The organism is Mesorhizobium sp. WSM4904 (assembly GCF_029674545.1).
In the GTDB taxonomy this organism is placed as follows: domain Bacteria; phylum Pseudomonadota; class Alphaproteobacteria; order Rhizobiales; family Rhizobiaceae; genus Mesorhizobium.
In genome coordinates this window covers 61,113-79,947 of the sequence record NZ_CP121354.1, presented here as the reverse complement: position 1 = coordinate 79,947, position 18,835 = coordinate 61,113, and the positions used below count along the sequence as shown (strand labels likewise).

The following is an 18,835-nucleotide window of genomic DNA, read 5'->3' as shown; positions in this document are numbered from 1 at the left end:
TCTTCCCTGTATTTCGGCGTGGTCAGCCTATTCGCTGACCACGCCGGTCGGCGCGGTCTCGATCCGGAACGCGGCCGAGATCAGCGCCCGGGTATAGTCGGTTTGCGGGCTGCCGAAAATCTGTTCGGACGGTCCGGCTTCGACGATCTGGCCATTGCGCATGACGATGACGTCATTGGCAAGGGCGCGGATGACTTTCAGGTCGTGGCTGATGAAGAGATAGGCCAGGTTGTGCCTGGCCTGCAGGTTGCGCAAAAGGTCGACCACCTGCGCCTGCACGCTCATGTCGAGCGCCGAGGTCGGCTCGTCGAGCATGACGAAGCGCGGATTGAGCACCATGGCCCGCGCGATGGCGACGCGCTGGCGCTGGCCGCCCGAGAATTCATGCGGATAGCGGTGGCGGGTTTCGGGATCGAGCCCGACTTCCTTCAGCACGTCGACCACCTTGTCGTCGCGCTCGTCGGGGGAGAGTTTCGGCTCGTGGATCTTCAGCCCTTCCTCGATGATCTCGGCGACCGACATGCGCGGGCTGAGCGATCCGAACGGGTCCTGGAAGACGATCTGCAGCTCGCGCCGCAGCGGCCGCATGGCGCTGAAGGAAAGCTCGTTGATGTCGCGGCCGTTGAAATTGATCGCGCCCGTCGAGGAGATTATCCGGGCGAGCGCCAGGCCGAGCGTGGTCTTGCCGGAGCCGGATTCGCCGACGACGCCCAGCGTCTGGCCGGCGCGCACGGTGACGTCGATGCCGTCCACCGCCTTCACGTGATCGACGGTGCGGCGGAAGAAGCCGCGCTTGATCGGGAACCAGACCTTGATGTCCTTGCCGGTCATCACCGCCGTGGCATTGGCATTCGCCGCCGGCGGCTTGCCCTTCGGCTCGGCGGCCAGGAGGTGCTTCGTGTAGGCGTGCTGCGGGTTGGCGAAAATCTCCTTGGTCGGCCCGGTCTCGACTATTCTGCCCTTGGTCATCACGCAGACGCGATCGGCGATCTTTCTCACGATGCCGAGGTCGTGGGTGATGAACAGCATCGACATGCCCTTGCGGCTCTTCAGGTCCGCGAGCAGTTCGAGGATTTGCGCCTGCACGGTGACGTCGAGCGCCGTCGTCGGCTCGTCGGCGATCAAGAGTTCCGGCTCGTTGGCCAGGGCCATGGCGATCATGACGCGCTGGCGCTGGCCGCCGGAGAGCTGGTGCGGATAGGCGTCGAGCCGCTTCTGCGGATCGCGGATGCCGACCTCGGTCAGCAATTCCAGCGTGCGCGCGCGGGCCTGCCGGTCGCCCAGCCCCTGATGCAGCGACAGCACCTCGACGATCTGCTGCTCGATCGTGTGCAGCGGATTGAGCGAGGTCATCGGCTCCTGGAAGATCATGGTGATCTTGTTGCCGCGCACGCCGCGCAGCGTCCTTTCGTTGGCGCTCAGCAGATCGGCGCCGTGGAACAGGATCTTCCCCGAGGGATGGCTGGCCGCGGGGTAGGGCAGAAGTTTCAGCACCGAGAGCGCGGAGACCGATTTGCCGGAGCCGGATTCGCCGACCAGCGCCAGCGTCTCGCCCCTGGCGATGTAGAAGGAGATGCGGTCGACGGCCGTCGACTGGCTGCCGCCTTGCGCGAAGGCGACGCTCAAATCGCGGACGGAGAGCAGGGCTTCGCTCATTTGAACGTCTTGCGCGGATCGAAGGCGTCGCGCGTCGCCTCGCCGATGAAGACCAGCAGCGACAGCATCAGCGAGATCACGATGAAGCCGGAGATGCCGAGCCATGGCGCGTTGAGATTGCGCTGCGCCTGTTTCAGCAGCTCGCCGAGCGAGGCGGAGCCGGGCGGCAGGCCGAAGCCGAGATAGTCGAGCGAGGTCAGCGTCGAGATCGAGCCACTGAGCAGGAAGGGCAGGAAGGTCAGCGTCGCCACCATGGCGTTGGGCAGGAGGTGGCGGAACATGATGGTGAGGTTGGGTACGCCGAGCGCGCGCGCCGCGTTGACATATTCGAAGTTGCGCGCGCGCAGGAATTCGGCGCGCACCACGCCGACCAGCGCCACCCAGGAGAACAAAAGCATCAGACCGAGCAGGATGAAGAAACCGGGCGGCAGGATCGCGGAGACGATGAGCAGCAGATAGAGCACCGGGATCGCCGACCAGATCTCGATGAAGCGCTGGAACAGAAGGTCCGTCCAGCCGCCGAAATAGCCCTGCACCGCGCCCGCCGCGACGCCGATCAGTGATGAGCCGAGCGTCAGGATGAGCCCGAACAGCACAGAGATGCGGAAGCCGTAAAGCACGCGCGCCAGCACGTCGCGCGCCTGGTCGTCGGTGCCGAGCCAGTTCCAGTTGCCGACGACGCAGTTGGGATCGGCCTCGCCTTGCGGATACTGGCTGCAGCGCGCCTTCTTGTCATAGAGCCAGGACGGCTTGGCGGGCGCCGCCTCGGGGATGGCGTTGTTGACCGTCTGGTAGGAATAGCGGACCGGCGGCCAGATCATCCAGCCATTGGCATTGATCTCGTCCTGGATGACCGGATCGCGATAGTCGGTGACGGCATAGAAGCCGCCGAACTTCTCTTCCGGATAGGCGACCAGCACCGGGAACAGGATCTCGCCCTTGTAGGAGGCGATGATCGGCTTGTCGTTGGCGATCAGCTCGGAAAACAGCGACAGCACGAACAGCAACAGGAAGATCCACAGCGACCAGTAGCCGCGCCGGTTCGCCTTGAAGTTCTGCAACCGCCGCTGGTTGAGCGGCGACAACCACGGCCGGGCGGCACGAGCCGGCTTGGTTTCGGCCGAGACTGCCGCCATCAGACGTCTCTCCGCTCGAAATCGATGCGCGGATCGACCCAGGTGTAGATCAGGTCCGACAGCAGGCCGACGAACAGGCCGAGCAGCGAGAAGATGTAGAGATTGGCAAAGACGACCGGATAGTCGCGGTCGATCACCGACTTGAAGCCGAGCAGGCCGAGGCCGTCGAGCGAGAAGATGTTCTCGATCAGCAGCGAGCCGGTGAAGAAGGCCGAGATGAAGGCGCCGGGAAAGCCGGCGATGACGATCAGCATGGCGTTGCGGAAGACGTGGCCGTAGAGCACCTTGCGCTCCGACAGGCCCTTGGCCCGCGCCGTCACCACATATTGCTTGCGGATCTCCTCGAGGAAGGAGTTCTTGGTCAGAAGCGTCGTCGTGGCGAAGGCCGACAGCACCAGCGCCGTCAGCGGCAGCGTCATGTGCCAGAAATAGTCGAGGATCTTGTCCGGCCAGGACAACTGGTCCCAATTGTCGGAAACGATGCCGCGCAGCGGGAACCAGTCCCAGACCGAGCCGCCGGCGAAAAGCACCATCAGGAGAATGCCGAACAGGAAGCCGGGGATGGCGTAGCCGACGATCACCACGCCGCTCGTCCAGACGTCGAAGGTCGAGCCGTCCTGCACCGCCTTGCGGATGCCGAGCGGGATCGAGATCAGGTAGGACAGAAGCGTGATCCACAGCCCGATCGAGATCGACACCGGCATCTTTTCCAGGATCAGGTCGAGCACCGAGATGTCGCGGAAATAGCTGTCGCCGAAATCGAAGCGGGCATAGTTCCACAGCATCATGCCGAAGCGTTCGAGCGGCGGCTTGTCGAAGCCGAACTGCTTTTCGAGCTTCTTGATGAATTCGGGGTCCAGCCCCTGCGCGCCGCGATATTTCGAGCTGACATCGCCGGCGACATCGAGATTGGTGGCGCCGGCATCGCCACCGCCGCCGCCGAGACGATCGGCGCCGCCCTGGTTGGTGAGCTTGGCGATGACCTGCTCGACCGGGCCGCCCGGCGCGAACTGGATGACGGCGAAGGAGATCGCCATGATGCCGAACAGCGTCGGGATCATCAAAAGGATGCGGCGCAGGATATAGGCGCCCATCAGAAATTATCCTCCTTCGGGAGAACCGCTGTGTCTGTGGGTGATCCCAAGGCAATCGCTTCAGACCAATTGTAGACGCCGGCGCCGCCCCTCATTGTCCTGCCGGACATTTCTCCCCGTATAGTGACGGGGAGAAATGGGCTGGCCGCAATCTCGGCGCTCTTATTGCGATGCTCGTGATTGGCGAAACCGCCGACGAAAGCCCCCCTCTCCCCGTCCCTACACGGGGAGAGGATGCCGGCAGGCAGGTGAGGGGCGGCGCCGACGTCCGCAAGAAAGTCACCCTTTGCCAATCTTTGCCGCCTTCTCCTTGTCGATCCACCACGTCGTCTCGACCGGAAAGCCGAAATCGGGTTTCTGCTCTGGAAAGCCGAACATGTCCCAATAGGCGACGCGGTGATTCGCGAGATAATATGTTGGAATCCAGTCTAGCCGCGCGCGCAAGACCCGGTCGAGCGCTCGGAGCACCGTAACGAGCTCTGCCCGATTGCCGGCCTTGCCCGCTGCCACGATCAGCGCGTCGATGGCCCGGCTCTCGGTGCCTGGATAGTTGCGCTGCCCCGGGATTTTCGCCATTCGCGAGTCGTAGAGCATCTCCAGCCCGTCGGCAGTGGGCGTTGCCCCTATCGACCAATGGAGCAGGTTGAAATCGAAGTCGAAATCGCTCTGCCGCTGTTCATACTGCGTCGAATCGACTTGCCGGATGGACGCGTCGATCCCAATCGCCTTCATATTCTCAAACCATTTGGTGAAGAGACGGACGATGCCATCGTCCTCGGCGAGCATTTCCACGCGCAGCCGCTCCCCCTTTTCATTGACGACGAAATCGCCTGTTCGCTTCCAGCCGGCTTCGGCAAGCAGTCTTGAAGCCTTGCCCATCAGCTTGCGGTCGCGACCCGAACCGTCGGATACGGGCTGCATCACCGGCTCGCCGAACGTCTCTGGCGGCAATTCGGCCCGAAAAGGCTCCAGCAGGGCCAGTTCCTGGGGAGATGGCAGTCCTTCGGCCTTGTAGTCCGAGCGTTCGAAATTCGATTGCGAACGCTCGTAAGAGCCAAAAAACAGGACGCGCTTGGTCCATTCGAAATCGAAGCAGTTGGCGATCGCTTGCCTTACGCGCACATCACGGAATTGCGCGCGACGCTGATTCAGCGCGACGGCCTGCATATCCGGCGATTTCTCGCCGGGAAATTCCCGTTTGACGACCTTGCTCTCCTTAAGCGCCGGAAAGTCATAGCCGGTTGCCCACACCCGCGAGGTAAATTCCTCGCGGAAATGGGTGTCGCCCTTCTTGAAGGCCTCAAATGCGGCCTGGCGGTCGAGATAGAAGTCGATACGAATGCGATCGAAATTGTTAACACCACGGTTCACGGGGAGATCGCGGCCCCAATAGTCGGCGACGCGCTCATACTCGACGGTCTGTCCTGCCACGACGCGTCCTATCTTGTATGGTCCGGAACCGAGCGGCGGCGTCATCGTCGAGGCATCGAACTCATTGGCCGTGTAAAAGGCCTTGGACACGATCGGCATCACCACGACCGCAAGAATGTTCTGCGCGGATTGTTCGCCGTTGAAGGTGAGGTTGAGGGTGACGGCATCGATGGCAACCGCCTCCGTCATATAGCGCAGCGCCTTGGACAGGTTTGGATGGCCTTGGTCCTTGTACAGCTTCAAAGCGAAGGCGACGTCGTCGGCGGTCAGAGGCGTGCCATCGTGGAATCTCGCTTGCGGTCTTAGGGCGAAGCGGAAGCCGTTGCGGTCTTGCGACAAGGTAACGGACTCCGCAAGCAGACCGTAGACGGCATCCGGCTCATCGAGCGCGCTTGTCATCAGCGAGTCGAAACAGAGTTCGGTGCGCGGCGGTGAATCTCCCTTCAACACCAGGGAATTCAGGGTGTTGAAGGTTAGAAAGCTTTGATTCAGAGTTGCGTTCGGTGGTGCGAAATTCATCTGGCCGCCCTTTGGGGCGCCCGGATTGACATAGTCGAAATGCGTGAAGTCGGGCTTGTATTTGAGATCGCCGAAAGCCGACAGGCCATGCACCTTCACGCCCGTCGGAATGGCGGCAAAGGCGCGGCCGGGAAGCAGTGCCCTGGCCGCCGTTGCAGCGCCGAGCGCCAGGAAGTCGCGACGAGGAAGCATTGTCTGCCGCCTCATCAATTGAGCCCCTTGTACTTGGCGGCCAGCGCCTTCTCCTTCGCTGTGTCGACCCACCAGGAATCGATGTCGGCGCCACGGTAGCTGGGCTGCTTTTCCGGCATGCCGAACTTGTTCCAATAGGCGAGCCAAACCACCGCGCGGTAGTATTGCGGCACGACATAGTAGTTCCACAACAGCACCCGATCGAGCGCATGGGTGGTGGCGACGAGATCGTCGCGGTCGGTGGCGAAGATGATGCGGTCGACGAGCGCGTCGACCACCGGGTTCTTGATGCCGGAATAGTTGCGCGATCCCGGCGTGTCCGCCGCCTTCGAGCTCCAGAAATCGCGCTGCTCGTTGCCAGGCGATTCCGATTGCTGGAGTATGCTGGTGACGACGTCGTAGTCGAAATTGTTGACGCGGTTGATGTATTGCGTCTGGTCGATGATGCGCAGCGTGGCATCGACGCCGATCTTGCGCAGGTTTGCGATCCACGGACTGGCGATGACCTGGTCGGTGTCGTTCGAGCCGAGTATCTCGAACTTGAAGGGCTGGCCGGTCTTGGCATTCACCATCTTGCCGCCCTTGATGACCCAGCCTGCCTTTGCAAAAAGGTCGACCGCCTGCTTCAGATTCTTCCGCTCCGCTTGCGGTGAATCGTAGACCGGCAGCTTGAATTCCTGCGTGAACAGCTCCGGCGGCAGCTTGTCGCGATACTTCTCCAGGATTTCGAGTTCCTTGCCTTGCGGCAGCCCGCTCGACGCCAGCTCCGTGCCCTCGAAATAGCTGTGGGTGCGCGTGTTCGAATTGTAGAACAGCGTGCGGTTCATCGTTTCGAAGTCGAACGGATAGGTCAGCGCGGCGCGCACCAGCCGGTCCTGGAACAGCGGCCGCCGCTGATTGAGCACGAAAGCCTGCATCGGCTCGGGCGAGGTGGTTTTGAATTCCTTTTTGATCACGTCGCCGGCGTTCACCGCCGGAAAGTTGTAAGCCGTCGCCCAACGCCGCGAACTGTTTTCCGGCTTGATGTCGTCGAGCCCGCCCTTGCTGAAGGCTTGCCAGGCGGCATTGTCGTCCAGGATATAGGTGAAGCGCTGGGTATCGAAATTCTCGCGGCCGATCTTCACCGGCAGCTTGGCGCCCCAATAGTCGGTCACGCGCTGCCAGACGATCTCCGAGCCCGGCTTGAAGCTGGCTATTCTGTAGGCGCCGGAGCCGAGCGGCGGTTCGAGCGTCGGCCTTGTGATGTCGCGCTTCTTGCCGCTGGCATCGGTGCCCTCCCACCAGTGCTTCGGCAAAACGACGAGGTCGCCGAGGATCTTGGGCAGTTCGCGATTGCCTTTCTGGTTGAAATGGAACTCGACCTCGCGGTCCGATATGGCGACCGCTTCGGTCACGTTCTCGAAATAGCGATTGTACATCGGGCTGTTGGCCTTCAGCACCTGGAACGACCAGACCACGTCGTCGACGGTGATCGGCTGGCCGTCATGCCACTTGGCTTGAGGGTTGAGCCGGTAAGTAGCCGACGAATAGTCGGACGGGTATTTGTAGGCCTCTGCGACCAGCGGGTGGCTGACGCTGCCCTCATCGGTCGCCTGGTCCATCAGCGTGTCGTAGAGCAGGCCGCCGCCGAACTGCGCGAAGCCGGAGGCTGGCGATCCCTGCACGATGTAGGGATTGAAGCTGTCGAAGGTGCCGGTAACCACGGAGTTGTAGGTGCCGCCCTTTGGAGCATCCGGATTGACGTAGTCGTAGCGCTGGAAATTGTCGCCGTATTTGGAGGGGCCGATCAGCGAGGAAGTCGTGTGCCATTCGTCGGCGAAGCTGGCCTGCAGGCTCGCGGCGAAAGCAACCGCCAGCATCGATGCGAAAAACGTTCGGGAGCGGCCAACCGTCATGCGTTCTCCTCGTCGCGAGCTCTGAAGCGTTCATCGTTTCACGGAAACGACGACCGCTCCTTCGCTTTGTTTCGACGCAATTCCGGACGGAAAACCGGTTCCCACTTTTCCTGGAATTGCTCTGCCCACCGGCAATCTAGATCATTTGACGCCGGTGAAAACCGCAAGCGCCGGCTTTTGTCGCCGCATATGCGGTTTTCCTAACAGAAAAGCCGGGACGAACCCGGCTTTTCCAAGGTGTCTTCATGACAAATTGTTTATTGAGCGGGTGCGGCCGGCTTGGCCGGAGCGGCGCCTTCGGCCGGCTTGGCGGGTGCGGCACCTTCCGCGGGCTTGGCGCCTTCGGCGGGCTTGGCCTCGGCCGAAGCACCCGGCTGCGGCAGCGGCTTCGGATTGTCCGACAACGTGCGCAGATAGGCGATCACGTTGGCGCGGTCTTCATCCTTCGGCAGGCCGGCAAAGCCCATCGCCGTGCCCTTCACGAACTTCTTCGGCGAGGTGATGAAGTGGTTGAGGTTGTCGTAGGTCCACTTCTCGGCGCCGCCCTTGGAAAAGTCCTTCATGCCGGCCGAATAAGCGAAGCCTTCATGCTCGGCGACGGGCCGGTCGACGACATCCCAGAGGTCCGGACCGACTTTGTTCGGGCCGCCCTTCTCGCCGGAATGGCAGGCCTGGCACTTCTTGAAGATGGCGGCGCCCGCCTCGGCATTGGCGGTGGCGAGCAGGTCGGCGATCGGCTTGGCTTCGGCGGCGGGCGCTGCGGCACCGCCGCCTTCGGCCGGTTCTTGAGCCTCGATGGCGAAGCCGGGCTTCTCGGGCGCGGGGGAAGCAAACAGCGCGTCGGAAACGATGCCCACGGAAAAGACGACGAAGCAGGTTCCGAGGAATCCGCCGAGCAGCTTGTTGACTTCGTTGGAATCCATACGCCCCTTGCTCCCTTTTCCGGCGGACCGTCCCGTCCACTCCGTCCGTCGGTATCGCTAAAGGCCCGGGAGGGCCAGTCAAATCGCGCGGAAACTAGGTCTTTTGCTTCGGCGTTGCAACACCTATAAGGGCGCTTCCAGTGAGACGTTTTGCCACTTTCCATCCGCTTTCCCGGCCGCCCTGAAGTCCCATGTCGACATTGATCCTGATCCCCGCCCGCATGGCCTCGACGCGCCTGCCGGGCAAGCCGCTGGCCGACATCGCCGGCGCGCCGATGATCGTCCATGTCGCCCGCCGTGGCGCCGAGGCCGGGCTTGGCCGCGTGGTCGTGGCGACGGACACGGAAGCGGTTGCCTCGGCGGTCCGGGAGCACGGTTTCGAAGCGGTGATGACGCGTGCCGACCACGAATCGGGCTCCGACCGCATCTTCGAGGCCCTTGCCGCGGTTGACCCGAGGAAAGAGGTCGGAACCATCGTCAATGTGCAGGGCGATCTGCCGACCATCGACCCTGAAATCATCGGCGCATCGCTGCGGCCCTTCGACGACCCGTCGGTCGACATCGCCACGCTCGGCGTCGAGATCGTCCGCGACGAGGAAAGGACCAATCCGAACGTCGTCAAGATCGTCGGCTCGCCGCTGTCCCCGACGCGGCTCAGGGCGCTCTATTTCACGCGCGCCACGGCGCCTTGGGGGGAAGGCCCGCTCTATCACCATGTCGGCCTCTACGCCTATCGGCGCGCGGCGCTCGAACGCTTCGTCGCGTTGAAGCCGTCGCCGCTGGAGCGCCGTGAACGGCTGGAGCAGCTGCGGGCGCTTGAAGCCGGCATGCGCATCGATGCCGAGATCGTCCGGTCGCTGCCGCTCGGCGTCGACACGCCCGACGATCTCGAACGCGCCAGGCAAATCCTTTCAAATTGAGACATCCGTAAGCGAGACATTGGCGAATGCCCGAAAAGACCAACAGAATCTCCTTCCAGGGCGAGCCCGGCGCCAACTCCGACACCGCTTGCCGCAACATGTTCCCGTCGATGGATCCGTTGCCCTGTCCGACTTTCGAGGACGCTTTCAACGCCGTGGAGACCGGCAAGGCCGATCTCGCCATGATCCCGATCGAGAACACGATCGCAGGGCGCGTCGCCGACATCCATCATCTGTTGCCGGAATCGCGCCTGCACATCGTCGGCGAGTATTTCCTGCCGATCCATTTCCAGCTGATGGTGCTGCCGGGTGTCAGGCGCGAAGAGATCAAGACGGTGCACAGCCATATCCACGCGCTTGGCCAGTGCCGCAAATACATCCGCAAGAACGGCTGGAAGCCGGTGGTCGCCGGCGACACGGCGGGTTCGGCCAAGATGGTTTCCGAGGTCAAGGATCGCACCATGGCCTCGCTGGCGCCTGCGCTCGCCGCCGAGCTCTACGGCCTCGACATCATCGAGAAGAATGTCGAGGACACCGACTCGAACGTCACCCGCTTCGTCGTGCTGACCAAGAACAAGCAGTGGGCCGAGCGGCCATCGCCCGACGCCAAGATGATGACCACCTTCATCTTCCGCGTCCGCAACGTGCCGGCCGCGCTCTACAAGGCCATGGGCGGCTTCGCCACCAACGGCATCAACATGACCAAGCTCGAGAGCTATCAGCTCGGCGCCTTCACCGCGACGCTGTTCTACGCCGACATCGAGGGCCACCCCGACGATCCGCTGGTCAAGCTGGCGCTCGACGAACTGCGCTTCTTCTCGCGCGAGATGCGCATCCTCGGCGTCTATCCGGCGAGCGCGTCGCGCGAGCAGTGGAAGGTCGCGGACTGAACGGTCTTCGGATTGGCGGGAGCCTTCGCGAGGTCGTCATCCACGGGCGGAGCGACGCGAAGCGGAGCGCAGACCCGAGGATCCATGCCGTTACCTCAGTCAAGGGGCGCAGCGGAGCAGAATTCTGGACCGTTGTAACGCTTCGACGTCACGGAATGGATCCTCGGGTCTACGCGCGTCGCTTCGCTCCTTGCTTCGCCCGTGGATGACGAAGCACGAAGGCCTTCGCCAATCTGCGACGTTTGCGCTCAACCCGCTTATCAGCCCCAACCCAACGGCACGTAGTCGATCTCCATGAACGCCTCGACCTCCGGAACCCAGCGGTCGCGTACGAAGGCGATATGGTCGGGGTGCTCGTTATACCTGGTGTAGGCGGCCTGGTCGGCGAACTCCATCGAGAAGCCGAACTGATAGTCGTTCTTGGGGCTCACCTGGCGCAGCTGCTCGAAATGCGTGACGCCTTTGATCTCGGTGAGGATCTTCTTCGCGTCGTGGAGGAAACGTTTCGCCTCCAGCGAATGCGGCGGATGCTTCAGCGTGAACACGACGGTATGACGGATCATTTTTCGGCTGCTCCTATTCGCTGTCGACCCAGGCGCGGATGAGGTGGTGGGCGATCGCCCCTTTCGGCGGTGTGATCAACCCGCCGGCATGCTCCCTGACCAGCATCGAGCGCACCTCGTCGCGGAAAAACCAGCGGCAGTCCTCCAGCTCGTTGAGGTCGGCCTGGATATCCTCGTTGAGCGGCTCGCCGAAGCAGCCGATCATCAGCGAATAGGGAAACGGCCACGGCTGGCTGGCATGATAGACGACACGGCCGAGCCGGATGCCGGCCTCCTCCAGCGTCTCGCGGCGCACCGCCGCCTCGATCGTCTCGCCCGGTTCGATGAAGCCGGCCAGCGCCGAATACATGCCCGGCGCGAAATGCCGGCCGCGCCCGAGCAGGCATTTCTCGCGCGTCGCCGTCAGCATGATCGCCACCGGGTCGGTGCGCGGGAAATGGTCGGTGCCGCAGGCCGGACAGTGCCGTCTGTAGCCGCCGGCGCGCATTTCGGAAGCATTGCCGCACTTGCTGCAGAAAGCGTGGCTGGCATGCCAGGCAAGCAGCGCCGCGCCTTGCGCCAGCGCGCCGGCGGCCGCTTCGTCGATCAAACCCTGCATGTAGACCGAACGATAGTCGATCGCCTTGATCGTCTCGGGCAACTTTTCCGGCTCGATGCCGGCGGGCACGGCAAGCACCGGGCCGTCCTCGGAAAAGCCGAGCAGCACGCCGCGGTCGAGCGAAACCTCGAAGGCCCGGCTTTCCGCCGTCTCGAACCAGGGGTCGAACCTGCCGTCGGCGAGTTTCAGATAGAGCCGGCCGCCATGCATCAGCATCAGCCGCGCCGATCGCTCGGCGAGCGCCTTTTCGACCGCGTCGTCGGCGCGGTTTTCCGACTGCCGGTCGATCCGGTTTCCGGCGAAACCGACGAACTGGCTCGGCTCGCGCAATGGCGCGTCAAACAGACGGAAGCTCATGTGGACTCGGGGTCTCGGGAAAGCGGGGGATGGACACTGGTCGGCTTATAGCGCTGCCTTGATGGTTTCGGCAAACCGGCGGATATCGGGGCGTTGATAGGGCTCGCGCATACCGTGCCCCCAGACCGGCCCGGGCCAGCCCGGGTCGCCCTCGGTGCGCGCGATGACGTGGACATGCAGCTGGCGCACGATGTTGCCGAGCGCGCCGGTGTTGATCTTGGTGCAGCCGGTCACCCGCTTCAGCGCCTGCGCCACCATGTTGGTCTCGAAGGTCAGCATCGCCTGGTCGAGCGGCGTCATGTCGTGCAACTCCTCGATGCCGGGCCGCTGCGGAACCAGGATAAGCCACGGCCAGCGACGATCGTTCATCACCCTGAGCTCGCACAGGCCGAGCCACATGAGCTGCTCACTGTCCGCCTCCAACCGGGCGTCTAGTGTGAAACCGGCCTTGAGGCCAGGCAGCATGGGCGTTTCCTTCGCTTTTGTAACTTTTTTCAAACCGGGGAACGCTAGAGCGGCGGCAAGATGGCTGCAAGCGAATCATTGGCCGCTATTGTTGATTTGAAGGCTTCTTGCCCGCCTGGCCGGGCCGGCCATTCACCTCCGCCCTTGCATTTCGGCGCCGAATTGCCGATATGGAGCGCGGGAGGTTGGTGGTGGACGATCCACTCGCCAACCGGGTCAGGTCCGGAAGGAAGCAGCCCTAACGAGCCCGGAACGGGTCATTGTTCCAGCCTCCCGCCTCTTCGCCTTTCTCCCGCGACATTGACGGCGCCAAGCCGTGCGGGCGAGACTATGCGCAGGAATCGGCCGCCTTCCGTCGCGGTCCTTGGAGCTTTTGACGGCGAATGAGCGAAGCCGGAAATTTGGGGCCAGAAAGCCTGGAGACAGGAAAGGCCGGCGCCTATCGCGTGCTGGCACGCAAATATCGGCCCTCCAATTTCTCCGAGCTGATCGGCCAGGAGCCGATGGTCCGCACCCTGACCAACGCCTTCGCCACTGGCCGCATCGCCCAGGCCTGGATGCTGACCGGCGTGCGCGGCGTCGGCAAGACGACGACGGCGCGCATCCTGGCACGGGCGCTGAACTACAAGACGGCGACCGTCGACCAGCCCTCCGTCGACCTCTCGATTCCCGGCGAGCATTGCCAGGCGATCATGGAAGGCCGCCATGTCGACGTCATCGAGATGGACGCCGCCTCCCACACCGGCATCGACGACATCAGGGACATCATCGACCGCGTGCGCTATGCGCCGGTCTCGGCCCGCTACAAGGTCTACATCATCGACGAAGTGCATATGCTCTCCACCCAGGCCTTCAACGGCCTGCTGAAGACGCTGGAAGAGCCGCCGCCGCACGTCAAATTCATCTTCGCCACCACCGAGATCCGCAAGGTGCCGATCACGGTTCTGTCGCGCTGCCAGCGCTTCGATCTGAGGCGCATCGATGCCGGCGCGCTCGTCGCGCATCTTTCTTCTATCGCCGCCAAGGAAGGCATTTCCGTCGACGACGAGGCCCTGGCGATGATCGCCCGCGCCGCCGAGGGCTCGGCGCGCGATTCGCTTTCGATTCTCGACCAGGCGATCGCCCATGGCAGCGGCACGGTCAGCGCCGAGGCGGTGCGCGCGATGCTGGGGCTCGCTGACCGCGCCCGCATCATCGACCTGTTCGAGCATGTCATGAAGGGCGACGTGGCGGCTGCTTTGGCCGAGTTCCGGGCGCAGTACGACACCGGCGCCGACCCTGCCGCCGTGCTCACCGATTTGGCCGAATTCAATCATCTCGTCACCCGGCTGCGTTTCGTGCCGGCGGCGGCCGAGGACGCCTCGCTCTCCGAGGACGAGCGGCGGCGCGGCGCGGAATTCGCGAGCACCCTGTCGGTGCGCGTGCTGTCGCGTGCCTGGCAGATGCTGCTCAAGGGCATCCCCGAGGTGCAGTCCTCCAACCGCCCGGTCAGCGCCGGCGAGATGGTGCTGATCCGGCTGGCGCACGCCGCCGACCTGCCGACCCTGGACGAAGCGCTGAAATCGCTGGAAGGCGCGGCGCCGGTGCCGAACGGCGCGCCGCGTGCCAACGGAGCGCCGGCAAGTCCCGGCAATGGCGGCGCCAGCGCGGTGGCGCAAACACGCATGCCGACCTCCAGCGGCGCGCAGACGATGCGGCTGGTCGAGGCGCAGCCGGTGCCTGCCGCCTTCGTTCCTGCGCCCGAGCCGGTCGTCGAGACGCCTGCCGTTCCGGTGAAGTCGCTGGCCGACATTGCGGCCCTTGCCGACGCCAATCGCGACATCGCCTTCAAGGTGCTCTTGAAGCGCTGCGTGCGGCTGGTGCGCATCGAGCCTGGCCGCATCGACGTCAGCCTGACCGACGATGCGCCGAAGATGCTGCTCAACGACCTCACCGCCAAGCTGCGCGCCTGGACCGGCCGCAACTGGCTGGTGTCGCTGTCGAAGGAAGAGGGTGGCCAGACGCTGGCCGAGAAGGAGACGACGAAGCGCGAGAACGCCTTCTCGGACGCCAGGAGCGATCCGACCGTCGCCGCCATCCTCGCCCGCTTTCCCGGCGCCAAGATCATCGACGTGCGCATTCCGGATGTGCCGGAGGTCGAAGGCACCGAGGCCGATCTGCCTGTCGAGCCGGCGGCGGACGATGACGAAATCTAGAGCATGATCCCGAACCGAAGGACCGCGTCAGTGAAAAGTGGGAACCGGTTTTTGCTTCGCTGACCTACGGTTCGGACAAGATCATGCTCCGACAAAAGAAACAAAGAGGATATTTGCGATGAAGGATCTTCTCGGCCTGATGGGCAAGGCGAAGGAAATGCAGGCCAAGTTCCAGGCCATGCAGGACGAGATCGCGACGCTCGAAGCCACCGGGCAGGCGGGCGGCGGCCTGGTCAGCGTGACGCTGACAGGCAAGTTCGAAATGAAGGCGCTGAAGATCGATCCGTCATTGCTCAAGGACGACGAGGTCGAGATCCTCGAAGACCTGCTGTTGGCCGCTCACAATGACGCCAAAAATAAGGTCGAGCAGGTCATGCAGGAAAAGACCAAGGCCTTGACTGCCGGCCTGCCGATTCCACCCGGAATGAAATTGCCATTCTGAGGCGCCTGCCGCCAGTTAATTGATTATGAATGAAAATCGAGCGCGGGCCGCAATATTAACCATTTTGCCGGCTTTGCTCACGGGCTCATTTCGAGGCATTCATAAAGTTTTACCCAAGTCCAGGGATTGCTAACCATCTAGCCATCTTTTTGCCTGAAAGAGTCTCATTCTTGCCACATCTCGGGGCGGGCTGGCATCTGGAAATGAGGCTTTTTTGTTGATCGCGACGCGATGGAAGACGCCGCTGCTGCTCATCGGCATCGCCGCTTCCCCCTTGTTCCTGGCCGGCTGCAGCCAGACCACGTCACATGGCATGTCGGTGGCGAGCCTGACCGACGCCGTCACGCCGAGCTTCCTTAGCTCGCGCTCCTACAAATACTCGATGAAGGACAAGGAGTGCCTGCAAAGGGCGATGTTCTTCGAGTCGAACCGGTCGAGCCGTGACGGCATGATCGCCGTCGGCACGGTCGTCATGAACCGGCTGCGCTCGGGCCAGCACGGCAGCACCATCTGCGAGGTCGTCGGCGAGAGGGGCCAGTTCGCCCCCGGCGTGATGACGCGGCCGATGAACTCGCGGGCGCTGCCCGATGTCGAGGAGGCCGCCCAGGCGGTGCTCAAGGGCGAGCGCAAGGCCAAGCTCATGAACACGATGTATTTCCACACCGCCGGCCTGCGCTTCCCCTACAAGAACATGCACTACACGATGGTGGCCGGCGGCAACGCCTTCTATGAGAAGCGCGGCCGCAATTGGCAGCCGCTGCCGGACGAGCCCGTGGTCGCCATGGCCTCCGACAAGTCGCAGAAGACCGACCCCGCCGCTCCGGTGCTCGTCGCTTCCGCCGAGCCGGTGGTCAAGACCATTGTCCATGCCGATCCGGCCAAGCAGGCCGCAATGACCGCGGTAGCGGCGCCGGTGCCTTCGGCCAAGCCAGCAGCCGTTCCGGCCGAGCAGACCGTCATGACTGCTTCCGCCGCGCCCTCGCAGAAGTCCGGCCGCGTCACGGCGAAGCCGACCGTGGTGGCGATGCAGGAGCCGATGGAGGAGCCGGACGCGTCCCGCTTCGGCGGCACGCTGAAAGGCCGGTATGTCACCTCCGTTCCGAGCGCTCCCCAGGAAGCGGCGATGGGATTCCAATCGACGCCTGAGAACACCGATGCCATTGGCGCGCTGATCGTCAGCCAGAACCGACCGCTCTAAACCTGTTGAGTCGACCCTCGGCACACGGCCCGCCTTGGCAGCAAGGCGGGCCGTGCATCGTTGCGACTGTTCCAAAGCGCTCCGAAAAATCCTAGATCAGAGCGATGTCGAAGCGAATCGCCGGTCCAGAGATCGAACGCCTGATCCAGCTCCTGGCCAAGGTGCCGGGGCTCGGTCCGCGTTCGGCAAGGCGAGCGGCCCTCCATCTGATCAAGAAGAAGGAGCAACTGCTGCAGCCACTCGCCGCCGCCATGGGCGAGGCGGTCGACAAGGTGCGCATCTGCTCGACCTGCGGCAATGTCGACACCTCCGACCCCTGCATGATCTGCACCGACCCGCGTCGCGATGCCGGCACGCTGATCGTCGTGGAGGACGTCTCCGATCTCTGGGCGCTGGAGCGTGCCGCCGCCATGAACGTGCGCTACCACGTGCTCGGCGGCACACTGTCGCCGCTCGACGGCATCGGCCCGGACCAGCTCAACATCCGCTCATTGATCGACCGCGTCGCCGGCGGCGAGGTGAAGGAGGTGATCCTCGCCGTCAACGCCACCGTCGAGGGCCAGACGACGGCGCATTACTTGACCGACCAGCTCTCGGGCTTCGAAGTCAAGGTGACACGGCTCGCGCACGGCGTTCCGGTCGGCGGCGAGCTCGATTACCTCGACGAAGGCACGCTGGCCGCGGCGCTGCGCTCGAGGACGGCGTTTTGAGCGCAGCGAGACGGAGGATGCGCGCTATGACTGGAATGCATCCTTCGAAGTTGGCGCTAAGCACCCCCCTCTGTCCTGCCGGACATCTCCCCCTCAAGGGGGGAGATTGGCAGTTTCGCCGGCAACATTTTCCTTTCAACGTTGGCGATTGGCGAAAGCCAGGGCGACATCCAATCTCCCCCCTTGAGGGGGAGATGTCCGGCAGGACAGAGGGGGGTGCCTGGCGCCGGCTTCTCAGATTGGCTGTACTTTCCTTCCTTGCAGCACTTGTCGGGCTGTTCCTCTCCATCCCCACCCGCGCCGCCCCCATCGACGGCCAATTCCAGGCCTGGCTGCAGAACGACCTCTGGCCCGAAGCCAAGGCCAAGGGCATCTCCAAGAAAACCTTCGATGCCGCCTTCATCGGCGTGAAGCCGAACCTGAAGCTGCCGGACCTCGTCATGCCCGGCGTGAAGCCGACGACGCCCGAAAAGCAGCACCAGGCCGAGTTCGGTCCGCCCGCCAATTATTTCGCCGAGAAGATCATTCGCGCCGTCACCACCGGTGGACGGGCGCGCGAGAGCGCCAATGCGAGGGTGCTCGGGCTGATCGAAAAGCGCTACGGCGTGCCCGGCGACATCGTGCTGGCGATCTGGGGCCGCGAGACCGGCTTCGGCGCCGCCAAGATGCCTTACGACGCCTTCGAGGTGCTGGGCACCAAGGCGTTCATGTCGACGAAAAAGGATTTCTTTCGCATCGAGGTGCTGGCCGCGCTCGACATCGTCGAGCGCAGGCTCGCCCCGGTCGATGCGATGAAGTCGTCCTGGGCCGGCGCGCTCGGCCAGCCGCAATTCATGCCGACGTCCTTTCTGAAGCACGCCGTCGATTTCGATGGCGACGGGCGGCCCGACATCTGGAACTCGACGCCCGACGTGCTCGCTTCCATCGCCAACTACCTCGTCCATTATGGCTGGGTGAGGGGCCGCGGCTGGGGGACCGAGGTGATCGCGCCGGCAAACGTCTCCTGCTCGCTTGAAGGACCGGACCAGGGCAAGAAGATTTCCGACTGGGTGGCGATGGGTATCAGGCGCGCCGACGGCAGGGCGTTCCAGGCCAGCGAGCTGAAGGCCGAAGGCTTCCTCCTGATGCCGGCCGGGCGCAGCGGCCCGGCCTTCATCGTCACGCCGAACTTCTATGTGCTGAAGGAATACAACACCAGCGACCTCTATGCGCTGTTCATCGGCCACGCCGCCGACCGCATCGCCAAGGGTGACGCCACCTTCTCCGGCACCTGGGGCCTGGTGGGCGATCTCCACCGGTCCGACATCGCGGCACTCCAGCAGGCGCTGCAGGCGAAGGGCTACGACGTCGGCAGCGCCGACGGCCTGCCCGGCTTCAAGACGCGCCGCTCGATCGGCGTCTGGCAAGCGAAGAACGGCAAGCCTGCGACCTGCTTTCCCGACGCGAGCTTGGTTGCGCAACTGAAATGACGGCGACCTCCAAGGGTCGAAAGTCTAGCAGATTTTTCCTGATTGAAGGCTTCGATTAGCCAGCGCACGGGTCGACTCGTGACACCCGTTCTGGCCCAATAAGCTGTTTCGCAAAATGCGCGTTGCCGGTTCGAACGCTGCCGAATAGGGTGTTGACCAACTGGACAAAAACCACGACGGTA

The 18,835-nt window shown here is 63.5% G+C and carries 16 protein-coding genes and 1 other RNA gene; 8 read left to right on the top strand and 9 right to left on the bottom strand.

The features are described from left to right. Nucleotides 1-27 precede the first annotated feature (27 nt). From QAZ47_RS00380 to QAZ47_RS00355, 6 genes are all read right to left on the bottom strand, one after another. Nucleotides 28-1,656 carry an ABC transporter ATP-binding protein gene (locus tag QAZ47_RS00380; RefSeq protein WP_278232101.1) on the bottom strand — a complete coding sequence of 543 codons (1,629 nt, stop codon included), beginning with the start codon at nucleotides 1,654-1,656 and terminating at the stop codon, nucleotides 28-30. Further along, entirely contained in the window at nucleotides 1,653-2,792 is a 1,140-nt protein-coding gene (locus QAZ47_RS00375) for an ABC transporter permease (RefSeq protein ID WP_278076056.1), read from the bottom strand. Before QAZ47_RS00375 ends, QAZ47_RS00380 begins: the two co-directional genes overlap by 4 nt. Further along, nucleotides 2,792-3,886 carry a microcin C ABC transporter permease YejB gene (locus tag QAZ47_RS00370; RefSeq protein ID WP_278232100.1) on the bottom strand — a complete coding sequence of 365 codons (1,095 nt, stop codon included), beginning with the start codon at nucleotides 3,884-3,886 and terminating at the stop codon, nucleotides 2,792-2,794. Before QAZ47_RS00370 ends, QAZ47_RS00375 begins: the two co-directional genes overlap by 1 nt. A 279-nt stretch (nucleotides 3,887-4,165) precedes the next feature. Beyond that, the gene (locus QAZ47_RS00365; protein WP_278233741.1) at nucleotides 4,166-6,028 is read right to left on the bottom strand and encodes an extracellular solute-binding protein; all 1,863 of its coding nucleotides are present in this window, start codon (nucleotides 6,026-6,028) and stop codon (nucleotides 4,166-4,168) included. Between the two features lie 14 nt (nucleotides 6,029-6,042). After that, a complete protein-coding gene (locus QAZ47_RS00360; RefSeq protein WP_278204973.1) occupies nucleotides 6,043-7,923 on the bottom strand; it encodes an extracellular solute-binding protein in 1,881 nt (626 codons plus the stop codon). A 257-nt stretch (nucleotides 7,924-8,180) separates the two neighbouring features. Next, nucleotides 8,181-8,846, bottom strand: coding sequence for a cytochrome c family protein (locus tag QAZ47_RS00355; protein WP_278204972.1), 666 nt, complete (start codon nucleotides 8,844-8,846; stop codon nucleotides 8,181-8,183). Between the two features lie 191 nt (nucleotides 8,847-9,037). On the opposite strand from QAZ47_RS00355, the gene QAZ47_RS00350 reads away from it, so the two are divergent. Beyond that, nucleotides 9,038-9,766, top strand: a complete 729-nt coding sequence (locus tag QAZ47_RS00350; RefSeq protein ID WP_278232099.1) for a 3-deoxy-manno-octulosonate cytidylyltransferase — start codon at nucleotides 9,038-9,040, stop codon at nucleotides 9,764-9,766. 26 nt (nucleotides 9,767-9,792) lie between these two features. Then, nucleotides 9,793-10,656 carry a prephenate dehydratase gene (locus QAZ47_RS00345; protein ID WP_278204970.1) on the top strand — a complete coding sequence of 288 codons (864 nt, stop codon included), beginning with the start codon at nucleotides 9,793-9,795 and terminating at the stop codon, nucleotides 10,654-10,656. A gap of 260 nt (nucleotides 10,657-10,916) precedes the next feature. On the opposite strand, the gene QAZ47_RS00340 is transcribed toward QAZ47_RS00345, so the two are convergent. From QAZ47_RS00340 to QAZ47_RS00330, 3 genes are read right to left on the bottom strand one after another with little or no spacing between them, the layout of a single operon-like run. Next, on the bottom strand, nucleotides 10,917-11,219 hold the full coding sequence (locus QAZ47_RS00340; RefSeq protein ID WP_278204969.1) for a Dabb family protein: 303 nt from the start codon (nucleotides 11,217-11,219) through the stop codon (nucleotides 10,917-10,919). 13 nt (nucleotides 11,220-11,232) lie between these two features. Then, nucleotides 11,233-12,174, bottom strand: a complete 942-nt coding sequence (gene nudC, locus QAZ47_RS00335) for an NAD(+) diphosphatase (protein ID WP_278204968.1) — start codon at nucleotides 12,172-12,174, stop codon at nucleotides 11,233-11,235. A 45-nt stretch (nucleotides 12,175-12,219) separates the two neighbouring features. Then, nucleotides 12,220-12,639 carry an HIT family protein gene (locus QAZ47_RS00330; RefSeq protein WP_278204967.1) on the bottom strand — a complete coding sequence of 140 codons (420 nt, stop codon included), beginning with the start codon at nucleotides 12,637-12,639 and terminating at the stop codon, nucleotides 12,220-12,222. Between the two features lie 180 nt (nucleotides 12,640-12,819). Between QAZ47_RS00330 and ffs the strand changes: the two genes are divergently transcribed. From ffs to QAZ47_RS00300, 6 genes are all read left to right on the top strand, one after another. Continuing rightward, an RNA gene (gene ffs, locus QAZ47_RS00325) (signal recognition particle sRNA small type) lies at nucleotides 12,820-12,916 on the top strand. Between the two features lie 106 nt (nucleotides 12,917-13,022). Further along, entirely contained in the window at nucleotides 13,023-14,834 is a 1,812-nt protein-coding gene (locus QAZ47_RS00320; protein ID WP_278204966.1) for a DNA polymerase III subunit gamma/tau, read from the top strand. Between the two features lie 118 nt (nucleotides 14,835-14,952). Beyond that, the gene (locus QAZ47_RS00315) at nucleotides 14,953-15,276 is read left to right on the top strand and encodes a YbaB/EbfC family nucleoid-associated protein (RefSeq protein WP_071101772.1); all 324 of its coding nucleotides are present in this window, start codon (nucleotides 14,953-14,955) and stop codon (nucleotides 15,274-15,276) included. A gap of 217 nt (nucleotides 15,277-15,493) precedes the next feature. Beyond that, nucleotides 15,494-16,474 (top strand): cell wall hydrolase, encoded by a 981-nt coding sequence (locus tag QAZ47_RS00310; RefSeq protein WP_278232098.1) that lies wholly within the window; start codon nucleotides 15,494-15,496, stop codon nucleotides 16,472-16,474. Between the two features lie 104 nt (nucleotides 16,475-16,578). Further along, nucleotides 16,579-17,184, top strand: coding sequence for a recombination mediator RecR (gene recR, locus QAZ47_RS00305; RefSeq protein ID WP_278232097.1), 606 nt, complete (start codon nucleotides 16,579-16,581; stop codon nucleotides 17,182-17,184). Nucleotides 17,185-17,378: 194 nt separating this feature from the next. After that, the gene (locus tag QAZ47_RS00300; protein WP_278232096.1) at nucleotides 17,379-18,653 is read left to right on the top strand and encodes a lytic murein transglycosylase; all 1,275 of its coding nucleotides are present in this window, start codon (nucleotides 17,379-17,381) and stop codon (nucleotides 18,651-18,653) included. The last annotated feature ends 182 nt before the right edge of the window (nucleotides 18,654-18,835 follow it).

What these genes read in the sequence shown, in the direction of transcription:
- QAZ47_RS00330 (WP_278204967.1), bottom strand. Translation starts at nt 12,639, where the DNA reads ATGCTGCCTGGCCTCAAGGCCGGTTTCACACTAGACGCCCGGTTGGAG.
- QAZ47_RS00370 (WP_278232100.1), bottom strand. Translation starts at nt 3,886, where the DNA reads ATGGGCGCCTATATCCTGCGCCGCATCCTTTTGATGATCCCGACGCTG.
- QAZ47_RS00365 (WP_278233741.1), bottom strand. Translation starts at nt 6,028, where the DNA reads ATGCTTCCTCGTCGCGACTTCCTGGCGCTCGGCGCTGCAACGGCGGCC.
- QAZ47_RS00340 (WP_278204969.1), bottom strand. Translation starts at nt 11,219, where the DNA reads ATGATCCGTCATACCGTCGTGTTCACGCTGAAGCATCCGCCGCATTCG.
- QAZ47_RS00345 (WP_278204970.1), top strand. Translation starts at nt 9,793, where the DNA reads ATGCCCGAAAAGACCAACAGAATCTCCTTCCAGGGCGAGCCCGGCGCC.
- QAZ47_RS00315 (WP_071101772.1), top strand. Translation starts at nt 14,953, where the DNA reads ATGAAGGATCTTCTCGGCCTGATGGGCAAGGCGAAGGAAATGCAGGCC.
- QAZ47_RS00360 (WP_278204973.1), bottom strand. Translation starts at nt 7,923, where the DNA reads ATGACGGTTGGCCGCTCCCGAACGTTTTTCGCATCGATGCTGGCGGTT.
- recR (WP_278232097.1), top strand. Translation starts at nt 16,579, where the DNA reads ATGTCGAAGCGAATCGCCGGTCCAGAGATCGAACGCCTGATCCAGCTC.
- QAZ47_RS00300 (WP_278232096.1), top strand. Translation starts at nt 17,379, where the DNA reads ATGTCCGGCAGGACAGAGGGGGGTGCCTGGCGCCGGCTTCTCAGATTG.
- QAZ47_RS00375 (WP_278076056.1), bottom strand. Translation starts at nt 2,792, where the DNA reads ATGGCGGCAGTCTCGGCCGAAACCAAGCCGGCTCGTGCCGCCCGGCCG.
- nudC (WP_278204968.1), bottom strand. Translation starts at nt 12,174, where the DNA reads ATGAGCTTCCGTCTGTTTGACGCGCCATTGCGCGAGCCGAGCCAGTTC.
- QAZ47_RS00320 (WP_278204966.1), top strand. Translation starts at nt 13,023, where the DNA reads ATGAGCGAAGCCGGAAATTTGGGGCCAGAAAGCCTGGAGACAGGAAAG.
- QAZ47_RS00355 (WP_278204972.1), bottom strand. Translation starts at nt 8,846, where the DNA reads ATGGATTCCAACGAAGTCAACAAGCTGCTCGGCGGATTCCTCGGAACC.
- QAZ47_RS00380 (WP_278232101.1), bottom strand. Translation starts at nt 1,656, where the DNA reads ATGAGCGAAGCCCTGCTCTCCGTCCGCGATTTGAGCGTCGCCTTCGCG.
- QAZ47_RS00350 (WP_278232099.1), top strand. Translation starts at nt 9,038, where the DNA reads ATGTCGACATTGATCCTGATCCCCGCCCGCATGGCCTCGACGCGCCTG.